General features: G+C 63.2%; 34 protein-coding genes and 1 other RNA gene. 16 read left to right on the top strand and 19 right to left on the bottom strand.

Annotated features, from left to right (window positions below; genetic code table 11):
- Nucleotides 1-75: 75 nt before the first annotated feature.
- From LCM4576_RS07345 to LCM4576_RS07355, 3 genes are read left to right on the top strand one after another with little or no spacing between them, the layout of a single operon-like run.
- Nucleotides 76-336 (top strand): DUF2312 domain-containing protein, encoded by a 261-nt coding sequence (locus LCM4576_RS07345; protein ID WP_040991643.1) that lies wholly within the window; start codon nucleotides 76-78, stop codon nucleotides 334-336.
- Nucleotides 337-358: 22 nt separating this feature from the next.
- On the top strand, nucleotides 359-799 hold the full coding sequence (locus tag LCM4576_RS07350; RefSeq protein WP_071031371.1) for a hypothetical protein: 441 nt from the start codon (nucleotides 359-361) through the stop codon (nucleotides 797-799).
- A gap of 3 nt (nucleotides 800-802) precedes the next feature.
- Nucleotides 803-1,099 (top strand): hypothetical protein, encoded by a 297-nt coding sequence (locus LCM4576_RS07355; RefSeq protein ID WP_071031373.1) that lies wholly within the window; start codon nucleotides 803-805, stop codon nucleotides 1,097-1,099.
- A 54-nt stretch (nucleotides 1,100-1,153) separates the two neighbouring features.
- Here the strand turns inward: LCM4576_RS07355 and msrB are convergent, their stop codons facing one another.
- The 4 genes from msrB to LCM4576_RS07375 all read right to left on the bottom strand — a co-directional run bounded on the left by msrB (nucleotide 1,154) and on the right by LCM4576_RS07375 (nucleotide 4,693).
- On the bottom strand, nucleotides 1,154-1,558 hold the full coding sequence (gene msrB, locus LCM4576_RS07360) for a peptide-methionine (R)-S-oxide reductase MsrB (protein WP_071031375.1): 405 nt from the start codon (nucleotides 1,556-1,558) through the stop codon (nucleotides 1,154-1,156).
- A gap of 482 nt (nucleotides 1,559-2,040) precedes the next feature.
- Nucleotides 2,041-3,231, bottom strand: coding sequence for a VWA domain-containing protein (locus LCM4576_RS07365; protein ID WP_071031377.1), 1,191 nt, complete (start codon nucleotides 3,229-3,231; stop codon nucleotides 2,041-2,043).
- Nucleotides 3,232-3,238: 7 nt separating this feature from the next.
- Entirely contained in the window at nucleotides 3,239-3,685 is a 447-nt protein-coding gene (locus LCM4576_RS07370; protein WP_071031489.1) for a GNAT family N-acetyltransferase, read from the bottom strand.
- Between the two features lie 168 nt (nucleotides 3,686-3,853).
- Entirely contained in the window at nucleotides 3,854-4,693 is an 840-nt protein-coding gene (locus LCM4576_RS07375) for a MoxR family ATPase (RefSeq protein ID WP_071031379.1), read from the bottom strand.
- 162 nt (nucleotides 4,694-4,855) lie between these two features.
- Between LCM4576_RS07375 and ssrS the strand changes: the two genes are divergently transcribed.
- The 7 genes from ssrS (at nucleotide 4,856) to LCM4576_RS07410 (ending at nucleotide 8,857) form a co-directional block, all read left to right on the top strand.
- Nucleotides 4,856-5,011, top strand: a non-coding RNA gene (ssrS, locus tag LCM4576_RS07380) — 6S RNA.
- Between the two features lie 440 nt (nucleotides 5,012-5,451).
- On the top strand, nucleotides 5,452-6,036 hold the full coding sequence (locus LCM4576_RS07385) for a 5-formyltetrahydrofolate cyclo-ligase (RefSeq protein ID WP_071031381.1): 585 nt from the start codon (nucleotides 5,452-5,454) through the stop codon (nucleotides 6,034-6,036).
- A gap of 80 nt (nucleotides 6,037-6,116) precedes the next feature.
- Nucleotides 6,117-6,557 carry a DUF3592 domain-containing protein gene (locus tag LCM4576_RS07390; protein WP_071031383.1) on the top strand — a complete coding sequence of 147 codons (441 nt, stop codon included), beginning with the start codon at nucleotides 6,117-6,119 and terminating at the stop codon, nucleotides 6,555-6,557.
- Between the two features lie 46 nt (nucleotides 6,558-6,603).
- On the top strand, nucleotides 6,604-6,885 hold the full coding sequence (locus tag LCM4576_RS07395) for a BrnT family toxin (protein ID WP_071031385.1): 282 nt from the start codon (nucleotides 6,604-6,606) through the stop codon (nucleotides 6,883-6,885).
- Nucleotides 6,863-7,198, top strand: coding sequence for a DNA-binding transcriptional regulator (locus LCM4576_RS07400; protein WP_071031387.1), 336 nt, complete (start codon nucleotides 6,863-6,865; stop codon nucleotides 7,196-7,198). Before LCM4576_RS07395 ends, LCM4576_RS07400 begins: the two co-directional genes overlap by 23 nt.
- Nucleotides 7,195-8,019 (top strand): YmdB family metallophosphoesterase, encoded by an 825-nt coding sequence (locus LCM4576_RS07405; protein WP_040991654.1) that lies wholly within the window; start codon nucleotides 7,195-7,197, stop codon nucleotides 8,017-8,019. Before LCM4576_RS07400 ends, LCM4576_RS07405 begins: the two co-directional genes overlap by 4 nt.
- Nucleotides 8,020-8,089: 70 nt before the next feature.
- Nucleotides 8,090-8,857, top strand: coding sequence for a TerC family protein (locus tag LCM4576_RS07410; protein WP_040991655.1), 768 nt, complete (start codon nucleotides 8,090-8,092; stop codon nucleotides 8,855-8,857).
- Nucleotides 8,858-8,883: 26 nt separating this feature from the next.
- On the opposite strand, the gene LCM4576_RS07415 is transcribed toward LCM4576_RS07410, so the two are convergent.
- The 4 genes from LCM4576_RS07415 to LCM4576_RS07430 are packed head-to-tail and all read right to left on the bottom strand — an operon-like array spanning nucleotide 8,884 to nucleotide 10,679.
- Nucleotides 8,884-9,348: an SRPBCC family protein gene (locus tag LCM4576_RS07415; RefSeq protein WP_071031388.1), complete on the bottom strand. Its 465-nt coding sequence runs from the start codon at nucleotides 9,346-9,348 to the stop codon at nucleotides 8,884-8,886.
- Between the two features lie 21 nt (nucleotides 9,349-9,369).
- On the bottom strand, nucleotides 9,370-9,732 hold the full coding sequence (locus tag LCM4576_RS07420; RefSeq protein WP_071031390.1) for a hypothetical protein: 363 nt from the start codon (nucleotides 9,730-9,732) through the stop codon (nucleotides 9,370-9,372).
- Nucleotides 9,733-9,774: 42 nt separating this feature from the next.
- Entirely contained in the window at nucleotides 9,775-10,164 is a 390-nt protein-coding gene (locus LCM4576_RS07425; protein WP_274534958.1) for a VOC family protein, read from the bottom strand.
- Nucleotides 10,165-10,196: 32 nt separating this feature from the next.
- Nucleotides 10,197-10,679, bottom strand: a complete 483-nt coding sequence (locus LCM4576_RS07430; protein ID WP_071031394.1) for an SRPBCC domain-containing protein — start codon at nucleotides 10,677-10,679, stop codon at nucleotides 10,197-10,199.
- Nucleotides 10,680-10,730: 51 nt separating this feature from the next.
- Between LCM4576_RS07430 and LCM4576_RS07435 the strand changes: the two genes are divergently transcribed.
- The 3 genes from LCM4576_RS07435 to LCM4576_RS07445 all read left to right on the top strand — a co-directional run bounded on the left by LCM4576_RS07435 (nucleotide 10,731) and on the right by LCM4576_RS07445 (nucleotide 12,337).
- Nucleotides 10,731-11,054 (top strand): helix-turn-helix transcriptional regulator, encoded by a 324-nt coding sequence (locus LCM4576_RS07435; protein WP_071031396.1) that lies wholly within the window; start codon nucleotides 10,731-10,733, stop codon nucleotides 11,052-11,054.
- Nucleotides 11,055-11,256: 202 nt separating this feature from the next.
- Nucleotides 11,257-12,006: a YebC/PmpR family DNA-binding transcriptional regulator gene (locus LCM4576_RS07440; RefSeq protein WP_040991660.1), complete on the top strand. Its 750-nt coding sequence runs from the start codon at nucleotides 11,257-11,259 to the stop codon at nucleotides 12,004-12,006.
- A 19-nt stretch (nucleotides 12,007-12,025) separates the two neighbouring features.
- Nucleotides 12,026-12,337, top strand: a complete 312-nt coding sequence (locus LCM4576_RS07445; RefSeq protein ID WP_071031398.1) for a SelT/SelW/SelH family protein — start codon at nucleotides 12,026-12,028, stop codon at nucleotides 12,335-12,337.
- A 32-nt stretch (nucleotides 12,338-12,369) separates the two neighbouring features.
- Here LCM4576_RS07445 and LCM4576_RS07450 read toward each other — a convergent pair whose 3' ends face one another.
- On the bottom strand, nucleotides 12,370-12,846 hold the full coding sequence (locus LCM4576_RS07450) for a DUF1772 domain-containing protein (protein ID WP_071031400.1): 477 nt from the start codon (nucleotides 12,844-12,846) through the stop codon (nucleotides 12,370-12,372).
- 118 nt (nucleotides 12,847-12,964) lie between these two features.
- On the opposite strand from LCM4576_RS07450, the gene LCM4576_RS07455 reads away from it, so the two are divergent.
- Nucleotides 12,965-13,606, top strand: coding sequence for a TetR/AcrR family transcriptional regulator (locus LCM4576_RS07455; RefSeq protein WP_071031402.1), 642 nt, complete (start codon nucleotides 12,965-12,967; stop codon nucleotides 13,604-13,606).
- Between the two features lie 293 nt (nucleotides 13,607-13,899).
- On the opposite strand, the gene rpmE is transcribed toward LCM4576_RS07455, so the two are convergent.
- Nucleotides 13,900-14,121: a 50S ribosomal protein L31 gene (gene rpmE, locus LCM4576_RS07460; protein ID WP_040974396.1), complete on the bottom strand. Its 222-nt coding sequence runs from the start codon at nucleotides 14,119-14,121 to the stop codon at nucleotides 13,900-13,902.
- A gap of 205 nt (nucleotides 14,122-14,326) precedes the next feature.
- Between rpmE and LCM4576_RS07465 the strand changes: the two genes are divergently transcribed.
- A complete protein-coding gene (locus LCM4576_RS07465; protein WP_071031490.1) occupies nucleotides 14,327-16,129 on the top strand; it encodes an ABC transporter transmembrane domain-containing protein in 1,803 nt (600 codons plus the stop codon).
- Between the two features lie 7 nt (nucleotides 16,130-16,136).
- Here the strand turns inward: LCM4576_RS07465 and LCM4576_RS07470 are convergent, their stop codons facing one another.
- The 3 genes from LCM4576_RS07470 to LCM4576_RS07480 form a co-directional block, all read right to left on the bottom strand.
- Nucleotides 16,137-16,568, bottom strand: a complete 432-nt coding sequence (locus LCM4576_RS07470; protein WP_071031404.1) for a type II toxin-antitoxin system VapC family toxin — start codon at nucleotides 16,566-16,568, stop codon at nucleotides 16,137-16,139.
- On the bottom strand, nucleotides 16,565-16,843 hold the full coding sequence (locus tag LCM4576_RS07475; RefSeq protein ID WP_071031406.1) for a hypothetical protein: 279 nt from the start codon (nucleotides 16,841-16,843) through the stop codon (nucleotides 16,565-16,567). Before LCM4576_RS07475 ends, LCM4576_RS07470 begins: the two co-directional genes overlap by 4 nt.
- A gap of 73 nt (nucleotides 16,844-16,916) precedes the next feature.
- The gene (locus LCM4576_RS07480; RefSeq protein WP_071031408.1) at nucleotides 16,917-18,404 is read right to left on the bottom strand and encodes a carboxypeptidase M32; all 1,488 of its coding nucleotides are present in this window, start codon (nucleotides 18,402-18,404) and stop codon (nucleotides 16,917-16,919) included.
- Nucleotides 18,405-18,581: 177 nt separating this feature from the next.
- On the opposite strand from LCM4576_RS07480, the gene LCM4576_RS07485 reads away from it, so the two are divergent.
- Nucleotides 18,582-18,935 (top strand): DUF1304 domain-containing protein, encoded by a 354-nt coding sequence (locus LCM4576_RS07485; protein ID WP_071031492.1) that lies wholly within the window; start codon nucleotides 18,582-18,584, stop codon nucleotides 18,933-18,935.
- 82 nt (nucleotides 18,936-19,017) lie between these two features.
- Here LCM4576_RS07485 and LCM4576_RS07490 read toward each other — a convergent pair whose 3' ends face one another.
- The 6 genes from LCM4576_RS07490 to efp all read right to left on the bottom strand — a co-directional run bounded on the left by LCM4576_RS07490 (nucleotide 19,018) and on the right by efp (nucleotide 24,056).
- The gene (locus tag LCM4576_RS07490; protein ID WP_071031410.1) at nucleotides 19,018-19,443 is read right to left on the bottom strand and encodes a hypothetical protein; all 426 of its coding nucleotides are present in this window, start codon (nucleotides 19,441-19,443) and stop codon (nucleotides 19,018-19,020) included.
- Nucleotides 19,444-19,695: 252 nt separating this feature from the next.
- Nucleotides 19,696-20,724 (bottom strand): peptidoglycan -binding protein, encoded by a 1,029-nt coding sequence (locus LCM4576_RS07495; RefSeq protein ID WP_071031412.1) that lies wholly within the window; start codon nucleotides 20,722-20,724, stop codon nucleotides 19,696-19,698.
- 1 nt (nucleotide 20,725) lies between these two features.
- Entirely contained in the window at nucleotides 20,726-21,745 is a 1,020-nt protein-coding gene (locus tag LCM4576_RS07500) for a MotA/TolQ/ExbB proton channel family protein (RefSeq protein ID WP_071031415.1), read from the bottom strand.
- 113 nt (nucleotides 21,746-21,858) lie between these two features.
- The gene (locus LCM4576_RS07505; RefSeq protein WP_071031417.1) at nucleotides 21,859-22,551 is read right to left on the bottom strand and encodes a hemolysin III family protein; all 693 of its coding nucleotides are present in this window, start codon (nucleotides 22,549-22,551) and stop codon (nucleotides 21,859-21,861) included.
- Nucleotides 22,552-22,665: 114 nt separating this feature from the next.
- Nucleotides 22,666-23,466: an inositol monophosphatase family protein gene (locus LCM4576_RS07510; RefSeq protein ID WP_071031419.1), complete on the bottom strand. Its 801-nt coding sequence runs from the start codon at nucleotides 23,464-23,466 to the stop codon at nucleotides 22,666-22,668.
- A 23-nt stretch (nucleotides 23,467-23,489) separates the two neighbouring features.
- Nucleotides 23,490-24,056 (bottom strand): elongation factor P, encoded by a 567-nt coding sequence (efp, locus tag LCM4576_RS07515; protein WP_071031421.1) that lies wholly within the window; start codon nucleotides 24,054-24,056, stop codon nucleotides 23,490-23,492.
- Nucleotides 24,057-24,152 lie beyond the last annotated feature (96 nt).

Raw genomic sequence — 24,152 nt, forward strand, 5'->3', positions numbered from 1 at the left:
CCCGCTCGGGCAGGGAACCCGCTCCAATTCGCCGTGGCGGGAATCGCCTTGGCTCCAGAAGACGCGGAGAGAAAAATGGCCGACGAAATCACCGAGACCAGCCAGACTGTAGCCGCCGGCCAGCTGCGCACCATCATCGAGCGCATCGAGCGGCTCGAGGAAGAGAAGAAGACGATCTCCGACGATATCAAGGACGTCTATGCCGAGGCCAAGGGCACCGGCTTCGACACCAAGGCGATCCGCACCATCGTGCGGTTGCGCAAGAAGGATCAGGCCGAGCGCCAGGAGGAGGAGTCGATCCTCGATCTCTACAAGGCCGCTCTCGGCATGGTGTAAGGCTCATGGCCGGGAGCCGGCCATGAACGAATTCGACTTCGGCGGCCGTCGCGCCTCGGAGTTCCGCCATCGCGGCTTCTGGGCGCTGTTCGCCGAGCGGCACCCGGAGGAAAGGCCAAGGATGGCGCGACGCGGGCCTTGGTTCTGGCAGCGTGGGTTGCCGGATTTCGCCCTGGTGCTTTCCATGTATGTCGCGCCGGCRCAGAACCATGTCGGCGTCTTCTTCGGGCGTAACGAGAAGCTCGGGGCCACGCAATCGTGGTCGCGGCTGAAACCGTTCCAGCCGGCGATCGAGGCCAGGCTGAAGCTCAGGCCCGAACAGAGCGCGCAAGACCTCGGCATCAATTCACTATGGCACGTGAACTGCTATGCCGAGGACAACTGGCCAGCCATGACCGACTGGCTGGTGACGGAGTGCTCGCGCTTCGAAGAAGYGGTGACCGACGTCCTGGGGCAGAAATAGGTCATGATCGACTTTTTCCGTGCGCGCTGGAGGGGTGAAGCGCCGCTCGACCAGCTGTTCTGGCGCGACATGCTGCTGGTGGGGACGATCTTGAACGTCACCTCTTCGGCGCTGGCGCTGATCCTGCTCGGGTTCAAGCTGCCGCTCTGGCTGGTGCTGGCGGTGCATTTCCTGCCTGTTCCCTACAACATCTTCCTGACGATCGCCGTCTGGCGAACGGCGGAGAAGAGCGGCGGCTTGAAGGCGCAGCTGATGATGCTGGGCTCGGCGCTCTGGCTGATCGCGACGGTCGTGGCGTGAGCTGTACGAAAAAGGGCGGCCGAAGCCGCCCTTTGCGAGGTCATTTCCGAGGCATCAAGCCGCCGGCTCGAAGCGCAGCGCCACGCCATTGATGCAATAGCGCAGTCCGGTCGGCGGCGGGCCGTCTTCGAAGACATGGCCGAGATGGCTGCCGCAGCGTGCGCAATGGCATTCGGTGCGGACCATGCCGTAGCTGCGGTCGATGGTGGTCTCGATCGAGCCCGGCACCGGATCGTTGAAGCTCGGCCAGCCGGTGCCGCTCTCGAACTTCAGCTTGGATTCGAACAGCGGCTGGTCGCAGCCGACGCAATAAAAGGTGCCGGCGCGCTTTTCGTAGAGCAGGGCGCAGCTGCCGGGGCGCTCGGTGCCGTGGTTGCGCATGACGRCATATTGCTCCGGCGTCAGCCGGGCGCGCCATTCGGCATCGGTGCGGGTGACGGGATAGGCGTGGGTGTCCATGAAATCTCCTCGGCCTTGGCGGCTCGTTGTTGCTTGCAACGGGTATTCGCCGAAACATAGGCGTTTGTTACAAGCGCTGCCAGCGAAAGCGAGCTTGACGTTCACCGACGCAGCGATTTTGAAAGGTTGYCGTTTGTCTTGGTGCAAGATTTTCCGTTCATGTCCGTGAAATCAGCGCAAACGCCGGGGATTGGTCGAAGCCGCCCCAACCTCGTCATTCTATGGCGGAGCAAGGAGCGAAGCGACGCGGCGCAGACCATAGAATCCATGCCGTGACTTCGAACCGCCGCCGCGGTGCAGAATTCTGCTCCGTTGCACGCCTTGGCGAAGGGAACGGCATGGATTCCAGGGTCTTCGCGACGGAGCTTCGCTCCTGCTCCGCCCTGGAATGACGACCGCGATGGGCGTTTCGGCCAATCTCCAAAGCATGCCATCTGCCAACGCAAACAGAGCCGACCGGTCAAAATCCCTGTGCTGGGGAACTAATGCTTGCGCGACAACTGCCTTGTCGCAGCCTCCAGCCCGGCCAGCGTCAGCGGGAACATGCGGCCGCCGAAGATCTCGCCGATCATGGCGATCGAGTGCGTGTAGCGCCAGTTCTTCTCGGCTTCTGGATTGAGCCAAATCGCGTTTGGCCATTGCTGCAACAGGCGCGTGAGCCATACGCTCCCGGCCTCCGGATTCCAATGCTCGACCGAGCCGCCGGGATGGGCGATCTCGTACGGGCTCATCGAGGCGTCGCCGACCACGATCACCTTATAGTCAGGCCCGTATTTGTGGATCAGGTCGAAGGTCGGGATCGTCTCGGCCAAGCGCCGGCGGTTGTCCTTCCAGACGCGCTCGTACAGGCAATTGTGGAAGTAGAAATATTCGAGCTGGCGGAACTCGGCGCGCGCCGCGGAAAACAATTCCTCGACGCCGCGGATATGGTCGTCCATCGAGCCGCCGACATCGAAGAACATCAGGAGCTTCACGRCATTGCGACGCTCGGGCCTGGTCTTCACGTCGAGATAGCCGTGCTCGGYGGTGGCGTGGATGGTGCCGGGCAGGTCGAACTCCTCCTCGGCGCCTTCGCGCACCCAGCGGCGCAGCCGCTTCAGCGCCACCTTGATGTTGCGGGTGCCGAGCTCGACGGTGTCGTCAAAGTTACGGAATTCGCGCTTGTCCCAGACCTTCACCGCGCGACGATGCCGGCTTTCATGCTGGCCGATGCGCACGCCTTCCGGATTGTAGCCATAGGCACCGAAGGGCGAGGTGCCGCCGGTGCCGATCCATTTCGAGCCGCCCTGATGGCGGCCCTTCTGCTCCTCCAGCCGCTGCTTCAACGTCTCCATCAACTTGTCGAAGCCGCCCAGCGCCTCGACCAGCTTCTTTTCCTCCTCGGTCAGATGCTTTTCGGCCAAACGGCGCAGCCATTCTTCCGGGATATTGGCGACATCGACGGCGTCAGGGCCGCCAAGCGCCTCGACGCCCTTGAAGACATGCGCAAAGACCTGATCGAAACGGTCGATATGGCGCTCGTCCTTCACCAGGGCCGAGCGCGCGAGGTAGTAGAAGGCCTCGACGTCATAATCGACCAACCCGGCTTCCAGCCCTTCCAGCAGCGACAGATATTCCCTGAGCGAAACGGGAACCCGCGCGGCCTTCAGTTCGAGGAAGAAGGGGATGAACATCAAGCCGTTATAGCAGATCGTATTCGATGAAGCCCGTCCGCCGCGCCACATGGTCGTAGAGCCTGCGCGCGGTGGCGTTGGTCTCGTGCGTCATCCAATAGACGTTCTTCACGCCGATCTTGCCGGCCTCGTCCTGCACCGCTTTGATCAGCGCGGCGCCCACGCCCTTGCCGCGCACTTCAGGGTCCGCGAACAGGTCCTGCAGGTAGCAGTTGTTTTTCTCGGACCAGCCGGAGCGGTGATAGAGATAGTGGGTGAGGCCGACGGCCCTGCCGTCGAGCCTGGCGATGAAACCCTTCGGCTCGAACTCGCCGTCCGTGAACAGCCGCTTCCAGGTGATGGCGTAGACCTCTTCCGGCAGCTTGGTCTCGTAGAAGGTCAGATAGTCGGTCCACAGCCGGCGCCAGTCGGCGTGGTCGGACTGCGCGAGTGGGCGGATGATGATCTCGGACATTTTCTCCTCCAACATTTGGGCCGAAGCTGCGCTGAGGACGACTGGCCGGCAACGGTCCACGGACCGGGAAAGCGCTATTGCTGGCAGCTAAAGCGCGACGCGCTTTAGCTCCTTGTTTTTACGCATGTCGTTGTCCCAGAACCGCTGCACACTTCTGGGCGACATGCGTTATTGCTGCCGTCTGGCCATGAAAGCCAGGCGTTCGAACAGGTGCACGTCCTGTTCGTTCTTCAACAGCGCGCCGTGCAGTTTCGGCAGCATGTTCTTCGGATCGGCGCGCAGATCCTCGGGCGCGATGTCGTCGGCGACCAAAAGGCGGATCCAGTCGAGCGCCTCGGAGGTCGAGGGCTTCTTCTTGAGGCCCGGCACCTCGCGGATCTCGTAGAACTGGGTGAGCGCCGCCCGCACCAGATTCTGCTTGATGCCGGGATAATGCACCTCGACGATGCGGTGCAGCGTGTCGATGTCGGGGAAGCGGATATAGTGGAAGAAGCAGCGGCGCAGGAAGGCGTCCGGCAGTTCCTTCTCGTTGTTCGAGGTGATGATGACGATCGGGCGGAATTCGGCGCGGATCGTCTGACCGGTCTCGTAGACGAAGAACTCCATCCGGTCGAGTTCCTGCAGGAGGTCGTTGGGGAATTCGATGTCGGCCTTGTCGATCTCGTCGATCAACAGCACGACCTTCCTACCGGCAGYGAAGGCGTCCCAAAGCTTGCCGCGCTTGATGTAGTTGGCGATGTCGTTGAAGCGTTCGTCGCCGAGCTGGCTGTCGCGCAGCCGCGAGACGGCGTCATATTCGTAAAGGCCCTGCTGCGCCTTGGTGGTCGACTTGACGTTCCACTCGATGAACTCGAGCCCCAGCGCGGTCGCCACCTGGCGGGCAAGCTCGGTCTTGCCGGTGCCCGGCTCGCCCTTGACCAGCAAGGGCCGCTCCAGCGCGATCGCGGCGTTGACCGCGACCATCAAATCCTTGTCGGCGACATAAGCCGCTGTGCCTTCGAAACGCATTTTTTCTCCTGGCCGTTTTGCGGCGACCGTAAGGAGGCCGGACGGGCCGCGCAAGGGCGGCTGCCGAAGAGCCTCTGGTCKGGATGGTCTGCAAGGCGAATTACGCGCAATGGTCGCTCGTTTCTCTGGCGCACGGCCAACCATCGGCCTATATTTGCTCCCGGCGGTCTGCGCTTCCCGGCAGGAGAAACTTATCCCCGGGGCCTTATCGATCCTTAGGGAGCTGTCCCTGGGAAGACCCGTGGGTTTTCTCACACGGCGCCCACCTACTTTGTAGGCACCCGGGATCGACCTCTCCACCGGTTGTGTGGATCGCCACTCTCCCGATTTCGGCTACGGCATGCACACAAACGGCTGGTCTTTGGCGAGCATGGCAGCTTGACGCATGCATTGTCCAACGCAGCGCTGGTCGACCCCCACTCCGTCTCGGCTTCGCCGAGCCACCTCTCCCCCGATCGACGGGGTAGAGGAAAGGCGCTGAGCTTTCTGCAACGCTCCCTTCCTTTCCCTCCGGGGGAAGGTGGCGCTGCGAAGCAGCGACCGATTGGGGGAACCACGAGGCAATCAAGCCTCGGCCGGATCAGTCACGCCAGTCACGGAAGATGTGTGCATAGCGTAGCCGATTTCGGRAGACTTGCGCCTGCACTCTGTTTTGACGCAATTCCGGTCGGAATAGCGCTGCGCACTTTCCTGGAATTACGCTAGAAAACGTCGTTCCTGCAACGCCGTCCAAGCTCGGCCTTTTCTAGCGTCCCCGCATGTCACCTTCCAAAGACCTGAAAAAACAGCTTCGCAAGGAAGCGCTGGCGCGACGCGATGCGCTCGACGAATTCTGGCGCGTGGAAATCGCGCTCGAAATGGCCGAGACCGCGAAGGAAAAAATCGATTTCGAGCCCGGCCGGATCGTCTCCGGCTTCTGGCCGATGCGCTCGGAAGTCGACGTGCGGCCGCTGATGTTCGCGCTGCGCGAAAAGGGCGCCAGACTCTGCCTGCCGGCGATCCTCGACAAGACCACGATCGTCTTCCGCGAGCTGGTGCGCGGCGCGCCGATGGTCGAGATGGGGTTCGGCACGGTCGGRCCGCATGAAGAGGCGGAGGTGCTCGACCCGACGCTCATGCTGGTGCCGCTCGCCGCCTTCGACGCCCGCGGCCACCGGATCGGCTATGGCGCCGGCTATTACGACCGCGCTATCGCCAAGCTCGCCGACAAGGGCATCGAGCCCAGGCTGATYGGCATCGCCTTCGACTGCCAGGAAGTGCCGCTGGTGCCCAATGAAGACCACGACGTCATCATTCCGGAAATACTGACCGAGAGCGGGTTGCGCCGGTTCGATATCGCTTAAACTATCGCGACCCGCTTAATGCGTTTCAAAGACACGTCGGATAATATTCCTGCAGCCATAGTCGAGCCGGGGGGGGCGCGGTGCTTGTTCTTTCGCGCTATTTGCTGATGCCTTTCGCGCTGATCGCGGCGATACTGTTCTTGATGGGATCGCACATCATAGGAACTGCCCTGCATCATCAGGTCGCCTGGCAGCGGACGGTCGCCACCGTCGCTGATGTCAGTCCCTACAGCGAAATGCAGGCGAAYGGTCTGAAGACGGACGGCATCGATGTCGCCCTGGCTTACGTCGTCAACGACGTGCCGATGACCTGGTCCGGCAAGGGTAAGGATGTCGGTCTCTACAAGGCGGCCAAGGGCGATCAACTGGAATTCTATTACGACCCGGCCGATCCATCAAACCTCGATACCGCGGYGATGGAGGGYTGGCGTGGCGKGCTGCTGCTGCTCGGCGTCACCGGCGGGTTCACCTTGTTTTACGTCTGGTTCTTCTGGCTGCGAGGACGCCATGCCACGGCTTGACGTTCGCGCCCATCTGGCAAATACTACTGAATTCCAGTAGGTCGCAATGCTTGAATTCGAGTGGGATGACGACAAAGCAGCGAGCAATCTTACCAAGCACGGTGTGGCATTTGCGGATGCCAAACGGCTGTTCGACGATATCCATGCCCTGCATTATTCGGATCGCTCGATGGATTACGAAGAAGAGCGCTTTATCGGCATCGGTATTGTCAATGGATTGGTGCTGACAGTGGTTTACACCGAACGCGGCGACCGAATAAGACTGATCTCCGCCAGGAAGGCGACGCGCCATGAGCAGAAAGCCTATGACCAAGCACGCAGGAACTGAATCCGATTGGGAGCGTCTGCGCAACATGAGCGACGCGGAGGCGGAGGCCGGCGCCTTGACGGACAAGGACAATCCTCCCCTCGACACGGATCGGTCGGGAGTGGCATCTGTCGCGCGCGTCAAAGTGATCCGTCGGGCCTTGCATCTTACCCAGGAGGAATTTTCCGTCCGCTATCGCATTCCGCTCGGCACACTTAGGGACTGGGAGCAGGGCAGAACGGAGCCGGACCAGGCTGCGCAAGCTTATTTGCAAGTTATCGCCAAGGAGCCGGAAACGGTGTCTCGGGCGCTCRGCACGCGTAGCGCCGCATGAGACTTCTCTTCCTCGGCGACATGGTTGGCAAAACRGGACGCACGGCAGTCTGGGAGCAGCTGCCGGGGCTGATTTCCGACTTCAAGCTCGATTTCGTCATCGTTAATGGCGAGAACGCCGCCGGCGGCTTCGGCATCACTGAGGAGATCTTCCGCGAGACGCTCGCGGCGGGCGCGGATGTCGTCACCACCGGCAACCATGTCTGGGACCAGCGCGACGCGCTGATCTTCGCGCCGCGCGAGGAGCGCTTCCTGCGGCCTTCGAATTTTCCCAAGGGCACGCCAGGGCGCGGCTCGGGCGTCTACATCGCCCGTAACGGCGCGCGTGTGCTGGTCGCCAACATCATGGGGCGGGTCTTCATGCACCCCGAGCTCGACGATCCGTTCCAGGCCGGCGAGCGCGAGCTTGCCGCCTGTCCGCTCGGCGAGCAGGCCGATGCGGCCATCGTCGATTTCCACGCCGAGGCGACCTCGGAGAAGATGTGCTTCGCGCATTTCGTCGACGGTCGCGCCAGCCTCGTGGTCGGCACGCACACGCATCAGCCGACCGCCGACCATCAGATCCTCAATGGCGGCACCGCCTATATTTCGGACGCCGGCATGTGCGGCGATTACGATTCCTCGCTCGGCATGGACAAGGAGGAGCCGCTCAACCGGTTCCTGTCGAAAGTGCCGAAGGGCCGTTTCGAAGCGGCGTCTGGACCCGCGACGCTCTGCGGCGTCGGCGTCGATATTTCCGACCGCACCGGGCTTGCCGAAAAAATMGCGCCGTTTCGTCGCGGGCCGCGGCTGGAAGAAACGGCGCCGTCCTTCTGGTCGTGACATTGATACGAGTGTGCAAAGTACCTAACTGGCGGCAACACTGCTCTAGATCGTAGAGGGGACGACCTCCATGCAGCTTGTCGAATTCCTGGCGCCGCACTTTCACTTTGTTTCCGATCCGACCGCGTGGGTCGCGCTTTTGACGCTGGTGGTGCTTGAGATCGTGCTCGGCATCGACAATCTGATCTTCATCTCGATCCTGACCAACAAATTGCCGGAAGCGCAGCGCGCCCGCGCCCGCCGGCTGGGCATCTCGGCGGCGCTGGTCATGCGCCTCATCCTGCTCGCCACGATCTCGATCATCGTGCAGCTGACGGCGCCGGTATTCACCGCCTTCGGCCACGGCTTTTCCTGGCGCGACCTGATCCTGATCGCCGGCGGCCTGTTCCTGGTCTGGAAGGCGACCAAGGAAATCCATCATACGGTCGATCCGCAAGACCATCAGGACACGATGGTCGGCGGCACGTTGCAGTTGAGTCTTGCCGGCGCCATCTTCCAGATCCTTTTGCTCGACCTCGTCTTCTCGATCGATTCCATCATCACCGCGGTCGGCATGACCGACGAGATCGCCATCATGTACATCGCGGTGATCGTGGCGGTGAGCGTGATGATGCTGGCGGCGACACCGCTCGCCAACTTCATCGCAAGGAACCCCTCCATCGTCATGCTGGCGCTGGGCTTCCTGCTGATGATCGGCATGACGCTGATCGCCGACGGCATGGGCTATCACGTGCCCAAGGGTTACATCTACGCCGCCATGGGTTTTTCGGCGCTGGTCGAGGGCCTCAACATGCTGGCACGGAACCGCAAGAARCAGGGGTCGGGCGGCGGGCACTAGGCCCCCGCTACGGCACCGGCGCGCCGCTAAGCCGAAATGCCCTTCGGGTGACGGTCGCCGACCAAGCCGAGCGTCAGGCCTTGTTCCAGCCAGGCCTTGGCGCCGGCCAACACCAGCGAGAAGCCGCCGGTCGAGTCGACCGCCTGCTTGACCTGCTCGTCGCCAGAGCCGGCAAAGCCGAAGTTGCGGACTTCGAGGAAAGTGGTGTCGCCGGGCATTTCGGTAAAGGTCCAGACCACAGTGGTCGGCGGATCGCTCCATTGCATGACGATCTTTTCATTGCGAACGATCTCGCTGACCGTGGCCGTCGTCGAGACACCGTACATGCGCCACTCCCACTCGACCGGCTTGCCTTCGTCCAGCCTGCCRCTCGAATGCGTGAACCAGAATTTCGTGGTGACCRCCGGATCGACGATCGCCTCGAAGACCTCGGCGACCGGCCGGCGGATCAGCATGGCGGTTTCAGCGGTTGGAGCTTTGTCGATTTCCATGGCGTTCTCCTTTCGGGCAGGTCACCAGGCGTCCGGCTCCCGCACCATGTGGACGATGTTGGCCGGATTGGTGATCCAACCGCCGCGGAAGCCATCGCCCAGCGGCTCGATGGCGTCGCAACGCACGACACCGGTCCTGGCAAGATGATCGGCGGYGATTGCAAAGTCCGGCGTGAAAAGCTCCAGCCAGACTTCGGCCTGGCTCAGCATCGGCGCTTCATCGATCCAGAGGYGGTTGGGACCGAGTTCGAACCCCACCGCCGGCGCCTTAGCTGTGAAAGGCTTCAGGCCGACGACATCGCGATAGAAGGCGATGGTCGCTTCATATTGGTGGGGCGGTACCTTCATGGCGATGTTGATGCCGCCGGTGATTTCGGCTTCCATTCCCGATTCCTTGTCTGCCGTTCGGATGTTGCTGGTGACCGTTCAAGGCAGGTTGATCTGCCAGGAGACGCCGAAGCGGTCGTTCAGCCAGGCGAAGCGACGGCTGAAGCCGTAATTGCCGGCCGGCATCAGGAAGCCGCCGTCCTTGGAAAGAACGGAGACGATACGCTCCAGCTCCTCTTCGGACGAGCAGTCGACGAAGAAGGAGAAGGACGGCGTGAAGGTGAAGGCGTGGTGGACCGGGCTGTTGAACAGCGTAACCTCCACACCGCAGATGGACGCGCGCGCCAGCTTGACGGTCCCCTCGGGCCCATCTTCGCCCGCACCGTAACGTGTCATCTCGAGGACGCTGCTGTCCGGAATTGTCCCGCAATAGAGGGTCACGGCCTCCTCGGCCCGGCCTTCGAACATCAGGAACGGCGTTACCTTCACGACAGTCCTCCCTTGGCTGGAGATGCTGGGTCTCAAATATTGGTCTCGTTGGCCGRTTCGCCCTTCATCTCACTGCGATAATAGCCGTCGCGCAGATTGATGCCGTATTCGAGATAGGCCTTCATGCAGGCGAGCATCTGCGACCAGCCCTCGCAGTTGAGGTATGATTTCTTCAGGCCGACCTCTCCTTCGCGCCAGCCGTCCTCGGCGATGGTGACGAAGGTGCCGCCGTCGTCCAGCGGCTCGAAATTCATCTCGATGCGGGTCTTGTAGACCGGCTTGCCATCAGCGTCGGTGGCGTCCCAGCGCAGCACGATGCGCTTGTCCTTCGTCACTTCGTCGACCTCGACCGGYACCGCCTTCCACCAGGTGACCGTGGTGCCGGCGACAAGCGGAGCCGAAGCGCCGCCGACGGTGGTGAAATAGCCGCTGAGCTTCGTCGGGTTGACGACCGCGTCGAAGACCTCGGCGACCGGTTTGCCGATGCGTCCGGAAATCCTGAAACCAAGGGACATATCCACARCTCCTTCCTTGCTGCGCGAAACGATATGTTATAGAAACATAACATGTCAAGTCAAACCGCGGACGACCATGTTTTCAAGGCCTTGGCGCATCCGCGCCGGCGCGAATTGCTGGATCGCCTGAAGGATCAGCCGCAGACCACAGGCGCGCTGTGCGAGGCTTTCCCGGACATGGACCGCTGCACGGTGATGATGCACCTGAAAGTGCTGGAGGAGGCCGACCTGGTGGTGRCGAAGCGCGAGGGGCGCGAGCGCTGGAACCATCTCAACGCCTTGCCGATCAAGCAGATCCACGATCGCTGGATCAGCCAGTATGCCGGCCACGCGATCAGCATTCTCGATCGGCTGAAGTCCGATCTGGAGGGTTGAGCGGTCTCTTCGGCGCCGGAGTGACGGGGCGGCTGGACGAATTGAGCCGATTTATCTATAAGCCGGCCATTCCGACAAAGAGCGCCGCGTGCCTTCGCAGGCATGCCCGGGACGTTCTAAAAGATTGAATTCGAGCATTTGCCGAAGACGCGGTGACGACACCTCGCTTCGAAATGCTCTAGCCGAACACGACAGGGGTGCCATGGCTGGCCATTCGCAGTTTAAGAACATCATGCACCGCAAGGGCCGCCAGGACGCGGTGCGGTCGAAAATGTTTTCCAAGCTGGCGCGCGAAATCACCGTCGCCGCCAAGACCGGCACGCCGGACCCGGCGATGAACCCAAGGCTGCGCCTTGCGGTGCAGAACGCCAAGGCGGTGTCGATGCCGAAGGACAACATCCAGCGCGCCATCAACAAGGCGTCCGCCGGCGACGCCGAAAATTATGAGGCCGTGCGCTATGAGGGCTATGGCCCGGGCGGCGTGGCGTTGATCGTGGAAGTGCTGACCGACAACCGAAACCGCTCGGCCTCCAACGTGCGCGCCGCCTTCACCAAGGCCGGCGGGGCGCTCGGCGAAACCGGCTCGGTGTCCTTCATGTGGAACCGTGTCGGCGAGATCTATTACCCGGCCTCGGCCGGCAGCGCCGACAAGGTGATGGAAGCTGCGATCGAGGCTGGCGCCGACGATGTGGAGTCCGACGAGGAAGGCCACACCATCTATTGCGGCTTCGAAAATCTCGGCGAAGTGTCGAAGTCGCTGGAAGCGGCGCTCGGCGAAGCGGAATCGGTCAAGCCGATCTGGCAGCCGCAGAACAACGTCCCGGTCGACGAAGAGCGGGCGCAGTCGCTGATGAAGCTGGTCGCCACGCTCGAGGACGATGACGACGTGCAGAGCGTCTACGCCAATTTCGAGGTCGACGACGAAACGATGGCCAAGCTCAGCGCGGCCTGACCGGCCTAGCGGATCCGATATGAGCGAGAAGCCGCTGCCCGTCATCCGCATCACCTATTGCACGCAATGCCAATGGCTGTTGCGTGCCGGCTGGATGGCGCAGGAACTGCTCTCGACCTTCGGCACCGATCTCGGCGAGGTGACACTGGTTCCGGGCACTGGCGGCATCTTCTCCATTTCCTGCAACGATCAGCTCATCTGGGAACGCAAGCGCGACGGCGGTTTTCCGGACGCGGCGAAGCTGAAGCAGCTGGTCCGCGACGTCATCGATCCGGAGCGGGATCTCGGCCACGCCGACCGCAAGGGGCATAAAACGAAAGACCCGGCTTGAAGCCGGCTCTTTCGTTTTGAACTAGGCGCCTTTCAAATCAGCGCCATGATGAAGCAGGCCATCGCCACGATGGCGGTGACGGTGCGGACATGGTTCCACATCACCCATTGGCTCAGATGGTTCGCCCACACGGCGGCGCCRTCGGCGCTCTGCGGATCGACGGCGGCCAGCGCGTCGTTGAGCGGTACGTTGAAGACCATGGTCACGATCGGATTGCCGACGAAATAGATCACGGCGCCGGCAAGCAGCCAGTATGAGCCCGACTGGCTCCAGCCGAAGAAAACGGCGGCAATCAACACCAGGCAGATCAGGCCGGTGCCGAACAGCGCGGTCATGAAGGTCGGCGTGATCACCGTGACGTTGATCGAATTCATCGCCGCGATGCCGCTTGGGACGGGCAGCCGGGCAAGTGCCGCGATGACGAAATTGGAAAAGGCGAAGAACACGCCGCCGACGACGCCCGAGCCGATCGCGGCGATGAAGGTGAGGGTGGGAAGAAGTTTCATCATCTCAGTTGCTCCAGGGGCCAGGATTAAAACGTGATAAATCCTCACATTTGCAAAACGTGATAAACCCTCGTATTTTTTGAGTCAAGCCAGTTGTGGGAAAAATCGCCTGGAGAGAGCCATGGACGAGAAAGTCGCCGCGAAGGCCGATCAGGCCGCCATCGCTTCGCCGCGCCGGTCGCCGAGCCAGCAGCGCAGCCGCGAACGGGTCGAGCGCATGCTCGCGGCCGCCTCGGCCTTGATTGCCGAGCAGGGCAGCGATGCCATGCGCATGGGCGAGGTCGCGGAAAGGGCAGGGGTTTCGATCGGCTCGCTCTACCAGTTCTTTCCGGACAAGCGGGCGATCGTCTGGGCGCTGGCCGAGCGCTACACGGCCGAAAGCCAGGCGTGCATTTCCGCGGCGCTGAAGGATGTCGGCGACAAGGATGGCMTTAGACAGGCGTTCTCGGAACTGGTCGACATCTACTACCGGCTGTTCCTGGCCGAGCCGGTGATACGCGACGTCTGGTCGGGCACGCAGGCCGACAAGGCGCTGCGCGAACTGGAATTGGCCGACAGCCGCGCCAACGCCGACTTTCTGGTCGCGGTGCTGAAACGGCTCAGGCCCGATGCCGATCCGGTCGAGCTGGAGACGACGGCATTTCTGGTGTGGCAGATGGGTGAAGCCGCCGTGCGGCTGGCGATCTCGGTCGACCGCGACGAGGGCGACAGACTGGTCGCGGCTTACAAGCGCATGGCGCTGAGGGAGTTGGTGGGAGAGTAGGAACGATTTCCGCAGCGTCGCAAGGCTTGGGTTCCTCGCCCCCGCCAAGAGCGGGGCGAGGTGTCCGCGAAGCGGACGGAGCGGGGCCTTCGAAGGGCGCTCCCCTCTCCGTCTCGGCTTCGCCGAGCCACCTCTCCCCACTTCATGGGCGAGGAACCTTGAACTTCAAGGTTCGGCGCTGCCCCTCATCCGCCCTTCGGGYACCTTCTCCCCGTTGAACGGGGRGAAGGAAAAACTGCCAACAAAAAACCCGCCTCGAAGGCGGGTTTTTCAAACCTGTCGATATATCCGGCTTAGAGGCCGAAACCTTCGAAACGCTTCTTGAACTTCGACAGGCGGCCGCCGCGGTCGAGCAGGGTCTGCTGGCCACCGGTCCAGGCCGGGTGCGTGGTCGGGTCGATGTCGAGGTTCATCGTGTCGCCTTCCTTGCCCCAGGTCGAACGGGTCAGGTACTCGGTGCCGTCGGTCATGACGACTTTGATGGTGTGGTAGTCGGGATGGATATCGGCCTTCATTGTCGTGTTTCCTGGCTGCCGGCGCTGGTGACGGGCCAAAGGCCTGCGTCGATGCGCCCCTTTTTAAAACTCGAAGCCGCAGCTAATGAAAAGCCACGGCTTCTAAAACGGTCGGCGAGCCTATACATCAGCCGGAATTGAATCACAAGGCCGCGGCGGACGCATATTGAAACGCGGTCCCGGCAAGCGGCCAGAGGAAATGCTCATGGCGGAAATCGGTGCCAGTGCAGGCGAGCGCAGACGCTCGGTCCGGCCGCTCCGCAGCCTTTTTCCCTATATCACCCGCTACCGGAAGCTGGCGATAGGCGCCATCATCTCGCTGATCGTGGCGGCGGTGACGACGCTTGCCTTGCCGATGGCCGTGCGGCGCATGATCGATCACGGTTTCCAGGCATYGGGCTCGACCTTCATCGCGGAGTATTTCGCCGCGCTCGTGGCGATGGCGGCGCTGCTCGCGGCCGCCTCGGCCAGCCGCTACTATTTCGTCATCACGCTCGGCGAGCGGGTCGTCGCCGACATCCGCCGCGACGTTTTTTCCCATGTCACGACCCTGTCGCCGGCGTTCTTCGACCGCTCGCATTCGGGCGAGATCGTGTCGCGGCTCGCCGCCGACACCACGCAGGTGAAGTCGGCGGTCGGCGCCACTGCCTCGGTCGCGCTGCGCAACCTCATCCTCGGCCTCGGCGCGGTGGCGATGATGGTCGTCACCAGCCCGAAACTCTCCGGCCTCGTGCTGGTGGCGATCCCGGTGATCGTGCTGCCGCTGGTCGCATTCGGCCGTTCGGTGCGCCRTAAATCGCGCATGGCGCAGGACACGCTCGCCGAGGCCACCGCCTATGCCAGCGAGCAGATCGGCGCGGTGCGCACGCTGCAGGCCTTCACCAACGAGAAGCTGGTTACCGGCCGCTTCGCAAGCGCCGTCGACGCCGCCTTCGAGGCCGCGCGGGCATCGGTGTTCGCGCGCTCGTTCCTGACCTTCTTCGCCATCTTCATGATCTTTTCGTCCGTGGTCGCGGTGCTGTGGTTCGGTTCGCGCGACGTGCTTGCCGGCACSCTGTCGGCCGGCACGCTCGGTCAGTTCCTGCTCTATTCGGTGTTTGCCGCCGGCGCGCTGGGCGCGCTGTCGGAGGTGTGKAGCGAGCTGTCGCAGGCGGCGGGYGCCGCCGAGCGGCTGACCGAGATCCTGGCCGAGACGCCGGCGATCCAGCGGCCCGTCGACCCTGTTCCGTTGCCTGCCACCGCCAAGGGCGCGATCAGCTTCGACGATGTCTCCTTCTCCTATCCGGCGCGGCCGGACCGCGCCGCCGTGCATGGCCTGAGCTTCCAGGTGAAGCCGGGCGAGACGGTGGCGATCGTCGGGCCCTCAGGCGCCGGCAAGAGCACCGTCTTCTCGCTGATCCTGCGCTTCTACGATCCCGAGAGCGGCCGCGTCGTCATCGACGGCGTCGATCTGCGCGAGGCCGATCCGGCCGCCATCCGCCAGCGCATCGCGATCGTGCCGCAGGACGTCACCATCTTTGCGGCGAGCGTCCGCGACAATATCGGCTTCGGCAGGCAGGGCGCCGGCGACGCCGAGATCGAGGCCGCGGCAAAGGCCGCCCTTGCCGATGAATTCATCGCCAGGCTGGGCAATGGCTATGACAGCCAGGTCGGCGAGCGCGGCGTGACGCTGTCCGGCGGCCAGCGCCAGCGCGTCGCGATTGCCCGCGCCATCCTGCGCGACGCGCCGATCCTTCTGCTCGACGAAGCGACCTCGGCGCTCGACGCCGAAAGCGAGACGCTGGTGCAAAGGGCGCTGGAGCGGCTGATGCGCGGCCGCACCACCATCGTCATCGCGCACCGGCTGGCCACCGTGCTCAAGGCCGACCGCATCCTCGTCATGGACGGCGGGCGCATCGTCGAGGAAGGCACGCATCAGAGCCTTGTCGCCAAGGGCGGCACCTATGCGCGGCTCGCCAAGCTGCAGTTCGAGACGGGCGCCAGCGCCTTCAAGGGCGCGGCGGAGTAGAAATGTGTCAGTCTGCTCGCCAGTCGGCGAGTAGAGTGATGCGGCCCAAGTGTTTTGTTTTGGCAAAATGCCGCCGGTCGGCTGTTACCAACGTTCCGGCGCGATTGATGGCGATTGCATGGTAAACGCAATCATTGAGCGTCGGATAGCCGCCAGCCGGGCTGAGCTGCGTCGCCATCTCCTGTGTTTTGGCCAGTTCGTCCATATCCGGCTCTAGAAGCTCGAAACCGCCTTCGCGCAATCCGGCGATGAGCTTTGCGACTATGACAAAGGATTGCTCATAATGAAGCRCAGCCGATAGCGCCTCGTAAAGCAGGATGCTGGGAGCGGCCATGGCGCGGCCATCCGCAATGTTCTTCGCGAACAGATTTCGTGCCTGTTCGCTGTCATCCTCATCCCGAAAGAGTTTGATGAAGATCGACGCATCGACGATGATCACTTTTTGCGGCCTTCGAGGATATCCACAGGCCGACCGTCCATTTCCTGGCGAATTCTGTGCAGCACGTCAGTGGAGTCTTCACCGCCGGTCGAGGTCGGCTTGAATTCCCGGATCATTTTCAGAGCACGTTCTTTCGCGGCGTCCTTCAATGCCTTCGCGATTGCCTCTTCGACAAAGCGGGATCGCTTGCTTTTCGGAATCTGGCTTTCAAGCGTCTCCTTGATCGTGCTGTCGATCGAAAACGTTGCGCGTTCCTTGGGACCTGAAGCGTTCATCTGCGCACCTTTTGATCATAACATATGGTAGTACGAATCGGTATGCAAACGGGCGGCCATTGCCGGTGTCGGTCTATGAGGCGTCGTAGCGCTTGCGCAGGTGCTCCGTGAAGTAAACCGCGTTGAGCTTCTCGCCGGTGGCGCGCTCGAGCAGGTCCGGCGTCGACCAGCGTGAGCCTTGCGACCAGATTTTTGCCCGACGCCATTCGTTGACGGCGCTGAAATCGCCCTTGGCGAGGTCCTCGTCGGCCGACGGATGCTCCCTAGTCAGCGCCGCCCATTGCTGCGCCGCCATCATGGCGCCCAGCGTGTAGGAGGGGAAATAGCCGAAGGCGGCGCCCGGCCAGTGCACGTCCTGCATCGGTCCGTCAGCCGGGTTGTCGATGGTCGAGAGGCCGAGATAGTCGCGCATCTTGGCGTCCCAGGCCTCGGGTAGGTCGGCGACCTCCAGCCGGCCGGCGACGAGCTCCTGCTCGAGCTCGTAGCGAAGGATGACATGCAGCGGATAGGTGACCTCGTCGGCGTCGACGCGGATCAGGCCGCGCTCGACATGGTGGACATGCGGCAGGATGTCGTCGAGCGACCAGGCTTCGCCGAGGTGTTTTTCGACCACCGGCAGCGCCCAGTGCCAGAAGGCGGGGTTGCGGCCGATCTGCTTTTCGACGAACAGGCTCTGGCTCTCATGCACGGCCATGCCGCGCGCCTTACCGAGCGCCCAATGCGACCAGGCTTTCGGCAGGTTCTGCTCGTAGAGCGCGTGGCCGGTCTCGTGCAGCACGCCCATCAGCGCCGACAGGAAGTCGGAGGTCTTGTAGCGGGTGGTGATGCGCACGTCGGTCGGCACGCCGCCGCAGAAGGGATGGTGCGACACCGACAGCGAGCCATGGGTGAGGTCGAAGCCGACGGCCGCCATCATGGCAAGACCGAGCTCGCGCTGCTTCTCGACGGCATAGCTGCCGGAGAGCGGCTTCAGCGGATGTTTTGCCAGCCGCGCATCCTGCACCGCCAGCGCGTGCGGCAGGAAATCCTTGAGAAAGGCCTTCAGCTCGGCAAAGACCGGCGTGATGTCGGCGGCGCGGTTGCCGGGATCGWATTGCTCCATCAGCGCATCATAGGGCGCCAGGCCAAGCGCCTCGGCACGCAGTGCTGCTTCCTCGCGCACCAGCGCCACGACGCCTTCCAGCGCCGGCAGGAAGCCGGCCCAGTCGTTCCTGGCGCGCAAGCTCCGCCAGAGCTGCTCGGAGCGCATGCGCGCCACTGTCTGACGCTCGACGAACTCGGCCGRCAGGCAGGTGAGGTTGGTGTATTGGCGGCGCAATTCCCGCACCGCCGCCTGCTGCTCGTCGTTCAGCGGCTCTTGCTCGGCGGCGGCGATCCAGTCGCCGATCTCGGGCGCGGTCGCCTGGCGATGCAGCATGCCGGCAAGCGAGGACATCGCCTCGGCGCGCTTTTCGCCGCCRCCGACCGCCATGTGCGTCGCCTCATCCGCGCCAAGGATGGCTAAAGCATGCTCGAGCGCTTCGAGCTTGTGGCCGAGATCGTCGAGTTTCTGGAAGGACATGATGGATACCCAGCTTCAATTTGGCTGGCGCGAAAAGATACCAACGCACCACGCTTGGCAACCCTCACCGATCGCCAGAGGATTGGTCGTCAAGTGATCAGCAGTGAGGGGATCGGCCGTCTTGCCTTGTGAGGCGGCTGCGTGATCAATGCGGGGAACAAATCGCTGGAGGGGACGATGATCRGCAATATCCTGGTCGGGCTGGTGGCGCTGATCCATTGCTATATCGTCTATCTGGAGATGGTGCTCTGGGACACGCCGCGCGGCCGCAAGGCGTTCGRCCTGACGCCGGAATTCGCCAGCGCCTCGAAGGTGCTCGCCGCCAATCAGGGCCTCTATAACGGCTTTCTCGCCGCGGGCCTGATCTGGGGTCTCTATCTCGGCGCCGGTGGGTTTCAGATCAAGATGTTCTTCCTGCTCTGCGTCGCGATAGCCGGCCTCTACGGCGCGGCGACCGTCGGCCGCAAGATCCTCTTCATCCAGTCGGTGCCGGCGGTGCTCGCCATCGTCGCGCTTTGGCTCGGCCTGTAATCGGAACAGCAATCGAAAAAGGACGCCCCCGGGGCCAGGTCCCGCGGGCGCCAGGTGGTCCCTTCCATTTCCTCCGGAAACGTCAGCCGTTCGGGTAATTGCCGCCGTCTGAGCCGTCGCCCGTCATGAAGCCGCTGCCGGTATCGTTCATCAGCCTCTGGTCGACATTGTCGAGGYGGCGCAGCAGCTCATGGTATTGCGGGGACGGGATCCTGCCGTGATCCGACGCCGCGACATGCTCCGCGGCCTGGCTGATGCGCGCGGCGCGCATGTGCAGTTGCTGCGCCTCGGAAGCCGAAATGTTGTTGGCCTGCCGGGCGTCGGTGATGCCCTGATCCACGCCCTCAACCTGATCGATCAGACCGGTCACGCGCGGCCCGATGAACTCGGCTGGAGGGGTCGCGTCGAGAAGCCCCTTGCGGTGCCCGGCCGCATAGGCGCCGGCGAGCGGGGCCGCGATCAGCGCGGCAGCCAGGGTTACAGTCTTGAGAGATGTTGAAGCGCGCATGGCGGCGCATCCTCCGATAGGGAAGGTGGCGGCCCTGCCGCCTTGCCTTCCGACCTTTCCGGGCCGTCCGGTTCCGTCGCGTCGCGATGGGAGGCATCGCCGGCGGTCCCCGGCCCTGCGCGGCAAACTAGGTGCGTCGATTTGCGATTTGTAATTAAAAAAAGATAATGTTTTCAGGTCTTGYCGACGGGACTTGATACTCTAAGTATTCAAGCCGACAAACAACTTCCCGTGACCTGGCGTGAAGATAGATCACCGTTCGGTGAGCTTCAGTTCAATGCGGCGGTTCTTGCTGCGCGCCTCGTCGGTGTCAGCCGGATCGAGCGGCTGGAACTCGCCGAAGCCTGCGGCCACCAGCCGGTTGGCCGGCACGCCGTTCTCGATCAGGAACTTCACCACCGAGGTGGCGCGCGCGGTCGACAATTCCCAGTTGTCGCGATAGCGGCCGGTGCCGGACAGCGGCTTATTGTCGGTGTGGCCGTCGACACGCAGCACCCAGYTGATCTCCGGCGGGATTTCCTTCTGCAACTCTATGATGGCGTCGGCGAGCTTCTTCATCTCGACCTTGCCGGCGTCGTTGATCACGTCGGAGCCGGTCGGGAACAGCACTTCCGACTGGAAGACGAAACGGTCGCCGACGATGCGGATGTTCTCGCGGTCGGCGAGGATCTCGCGCAGGCGGCCGAAGAAGTCGGAGCGGTAGCGGTTGAGCTCCTGGACGCGCTGCGCCAGCGCGACGTTCAGGCGCCGGCCAAGATCGGCGATCTTGGTGTTGGAGTCGCGGTCGCGCTGCTCCGAGACGTTGAGCGCGTCTTCCAGCGCGCCGATCTGCTTGCGAAGTGCTGCGATCTGCTGGTTGAGGATCTCGACCTGGCTCAGCGCCTGCTGGCTGATCTGGCGCTGGTTGCTGAGCTCGCCGGACAGGGCGTCGGCACGCTTGTTAGCCGCGTCGCCGGCGCCGGCGCCCTGCGCCAGCAATTGCTCGAGGCGGCTCTTTTCGGCTTGCGCCGCCGACAGCGACGCCTGCAGGTTGGCGAGCGAATCCTCCTTGTCCTGGCTGTTCGTGCGTTCCAGCGCGAGCAGCTGGGTCAGCTCGTTGATCTGCGAGTTGAGGCGGTTCAGCACCGCGTCCTTGCCCGAGATCTCGCGGCTGAGCAGGAACTGCGCCAGCACGAAGACGGTGAGCAGGAACATGATCGCAAGCAGCAGCGTCGACAAGGCGTCGACAAAACCCGGCCAGTAGTCGATGCGGCGGTCGGCGCGCCGTCTTGCCAGCGCCACGTCAGTGGACCCCTTGCTTCTTCAGCGCGTCGGCGATCTTCTCCAGCGTGTTGCGCATGGCCTTCTGCTCGTCGGACTGGGCTTCGACCCAGTCGCRCATGATCTGCTGCTCGGAGCGCATGTTCTTCACCAGCCCCGAGATGCCGTCGGCAAGATTGGCCATGGCGGTGGCGACGCGCGGATTGGAGCCGCCGCCATTCTCCTGCAGGCTGCGCAGCCGCTCCGACAGGAGCCGGATGTCCTCGGAGGACTCGGTCTTGGCCGTGTCGGACACGACGATGTCGGAAGAAAGATCGGTGACCGAGGACAGCCAGTTCTCGAGCTCGGTGTAGAAGCGGGTCTGGGCGCGGCCGGCCTGCAGGTCGAGGAAGYCGAGCACGAGCGAGCCGGAGAGGCCGAACAGCGAGGACGAAAAGGCGGTGCCCATGCCGGCCAGCGGCGCCGACAGGCCCTGCTTCAGCGCATCGAGCACGGCCGCCGCATCGCCGGTGCCCGGGTCCAGAGCCTCGATCGTCTCGCGGATCGAGGCGATGGTGTTGAGCAGGCCCCAGAAGGTGCCGAGCAGGCCGAGGAACACAAGCAGGCCGACCAGATAGCGCGAGGTGTCGCGGCTCTCGTCGAGGCGGGTGGCGATGGAATCCAGCATCGTGCGCATCGACGAGGTCGAGAACGCGATCGTCGACGAGCGGCCGATCATCGCCTTCATCGGCGCCAAGAGCACCGGCTCGGTGGTTTCGGAGCCGGCGCGGAAGGAGTTGACCCAGCGCACCTCGCGGAACAGCCGCCCGACCTGGACGAAGGCAAGCAGGATGCCGACTACCAGCACGCCGACGATCAATCCGTTGAGGCCCGGATTGCTGGAGAAGGCGGTCGAGATCTGGCGGGTGAGGATGGCGGCGATGAAAGCGACGATGATCAGGAAGATCACCATGGTGAGCAGGAAGACCTGCGGGCTCGACAGCTTATGCGGATCATAGACCAGGACGTCCGATCGCCTGCCGAAGGATCTGAGAAAAGCCATCCGTGCCCCGTTTCCGATGCCACCCGCCGCAGAATTGCCGCGACTCTAAACGGAATTGTGACCAAATTGAATGGCGCTTGGCAATATGGCCGATAGGCCCCCGCGCCGCAGGCCTAGAACCGGCTGACCACCAGGCAGTCGACCATGGCCGCCAGGTGAAGGCCGGCGCCGGTAACGACGAAGCCGTGCCAGACGGCATTGTGGAAGCGCAGGCCCTTCCAGGCGAAGAAGATGACGCCCAGGGAATAGACGACGCCGCCGGCGACCAGCAGCGCCACCGAGGTCGTCGGCAGCGTCTGGACCAGCGGTCCGGCGAGCACCACACCGCTCCAGCCGATGGCGAGATAGAAGACGATGGCCAGCCGGTCGTAACGGCCGGGCAGGAACATCTTGATGGCGATGCCGGTCACGGCCGCGCTCCACACGACGACGATCATGGGCACGGCCAGCGGCGAGTTGTTGAGCTGGGCGAGGAAGGGCGTGTAGGTGGCGGCGATCAGCAGATAGATCGCGGYATGGTCGAAACGGCGCAGGATCCATTTCGCCGGCCAAGAGACGGGCCATAGATTATAGGCCAGCGACACCGAGAGCACGGTGAGCAGCGACACCACATAGAACACCGCGGCGACATATTCGCCAGGGCCGGAGTGGAAGGCGGCCAAAGCCAGGAAAGCCGAGCCGGCGGCGATCGCCAGCACGATGCCCACCGCGTGAACGATGCCATCGGCGATCATTTCGGCGCGCGAATAGTGCCATCGCCCCACGAAGGGGATTTCAAGCGTTGTATCTGGACGCGCGTCGCTCATCAATGACCCTGCAACGCCTATTTGGGCGCTTGCGGACCAGTATTTCAAGCTTCGGTTGCGGTTCTGCGACTAAAGGCGCGCGTCCTTTCGACGCGCGAGGAACGCCATTGTCGATCAGCGAGCAGCCAGCGGCTTCTTCACGGTTTTCAGCAGCGCGCGCTGGATGAGCTCGTTGCCGGCGACGACCTCGCCGCTGTCCAGCATGCCCTGTCCGCCATCCATGTCGGAGACGTAGCCGCCGGCTTCGCGCACCAGGAGAATGCCGGCGGCGATGTCCCAGGACGACAGGCCGGTTTCCCAGAAGCCGTCCATGCGTCCGGCCGCGACATAGGCGAGATCGAGGGCGGCGGAGCCCATGCGTCGAACGCCGGAGACTTCGGCCATGACGTTGCGCAATTCGATCAGGAAATTGCCGTGCTGGCCGCGGCCGAGATGCGGCACGCCGCAGCCGATAACGCTATCGATCAACTTGGAGCGCCCGGCAACGCGCAGCCGGYGGTCGTTCATGAAGGCGCCGCCGCCGCGCTCGGCCGTGTAGAGCTCGTCCATCGCCGGATTGTAGATGACGCCGGCAACGATCTGGCCCTGGYGTTCGAGCGCGATCGACACCGAAAAGAGCGGGATGCCGTGCAGGAAATTGGTGGTGCCGTCGAGTGGATCGACGATCCAGCGGTGCTGGGCGTCCTCGCCTTCGACGGCGCCGCGCTCCTCCATCAGGAAGGCGTAGCCCGGCCGCGCCTTCGACAGCTCGGCGAAGACGATCTCCTCGGCCTTGCGGTCGGCCTGGCTGACATAGTCGCCCGGTCCTTTCATCGAGACCTGCAGGTTCTGCACCTCGCCGAAGTCGCGCGACAGCGAGCGGCCGGCCTTCATCGCGGCCTGGACCATGACGTTGAGGAGAGCGGAACGCGCCATTTTTTATTCCTGCTTTCGGCCGGTCAATCTGCGCGGCGCATATAGGTGATTTCGTTGGTGTCGACGACGATGCGCTCGCCGGCCGAGATGAAAGGCGGCACCAGCACGCGGATGCCGTTCTCCAGCACCGCCGGCTTGTAGGAGGAGGCGGCCGTCTGGCCCCGCACCACCGGGTCGGCCTCGGTGATGGTGAGCGTCACCTGGTCGGGCAGCGAAATGCCGATCGGCCGCTCCTCGTAAAGCTGCACCGTCACCATCATGCCGTCCTGCAGGAAAGCGGCGCGCTCGCCGACGAAGTCCTTCGCCAGCTCGAGCTGTTCGTAGCTTTCGGTATCCATGAAGACCAGCGCATCGCCCTGCTCGTAAAGGAAGGAAAAATCCTTCAGGTCGAGCCTGATCTGCTCGACGGTCTCGGCCGAGCGGAAGCGCTCGTTGAGCTTGGTGCCGTTGATCAGGTTCTTCAGCTCGACCTGATTGTAGGCRCCGCCCTTGCCGGRCTTGACGGTATTGGTCTTGACCGCCACCCACAGGCCGCCATCGTGCTCGATGACATAGCCGGGGCGGATTTCGCTGCCACTGATCTTGGCCATGATGAACTGATCCGAGTGAGATCTTTCACGCGCGGGTCGCGCTTTGGCGCCTCCAAGACCACAAATCGCGCATAGTGGCAAGGGAGGGAACCCAAG

The organism is Mesorhizobium sp. LCM 4576 (assembly GCF_001854815.1).
Classification (GTDB): Bacteria; Pseudomonadota; Alphaproteobacteria; order Rhizobiales; family Rhizobiaceae; genus Mesorhizobium; species Mesorhizobium plurifarium.

What these genes read in the sequence shown, in the direction of transcription:
- LCM4576_RS07345 (WP_040991643.1), top strand. Translation starts at nt 76, where the DNA reads ATGGCCGACGAAATCACCGAGACCAGCCAGACTGTAGCCGCCGGCCAG.
- LCM4576_RS07355 (WP_071031373.1), top strand. Translation starts at nt 803, where the DNA reads ATGATCGACTTTTTCCGTGCGCGCTGGAGGGGTGAAGCGCCGCTCGAC.
- LCM4576_RS07370 (WP_071031489.1), bottom strand. Translation starts at nt 3,685, where the DNA reads ATGTCCGAGATCATCATCCGCCCACTCGCGCAGTCCGACCACGCCGAC.
- LCM4576_RS07395 (WP_071031385.1), top strand. Translation starts at nt 6,604, where the DNA reads ATGCTTGAATTCGAGTGGGATGACGACAAAGCAGCGAGCAATCTTACC.
- LCM4576_RS07440 (WP_040991660.1), top strand. Translation starts at nt 11,257, where the DNA reads ATGGCTGGCCATTCGCAGTTTAAGAACATCATGCACCGCAAGGGCCGC.
- LCM4576_RS07445 (WP_071031398.1), top strand. Translation starts at nt 12,026, where the DNA reads ATGAGCGAGAAGCCGCTGCCCGTCATCCGCATCACCTATTGCACGCAA.
- rpmE (WP_040974396.1), bottom strand. Translation starts at nt 14,121, where the DNA reads ATGAAGGCCGATATCCATCCCGACTACCACACCATCAAAGTCGTCATG.
- LCM4576_RS07475 (WP_071031406.1), bottom strand. Translation starts at nt 16,843, where the DNA reads ATGAACGCTTCAGGTCCCAAGGAACGCGCAACGTTTTCGATCGACAGC.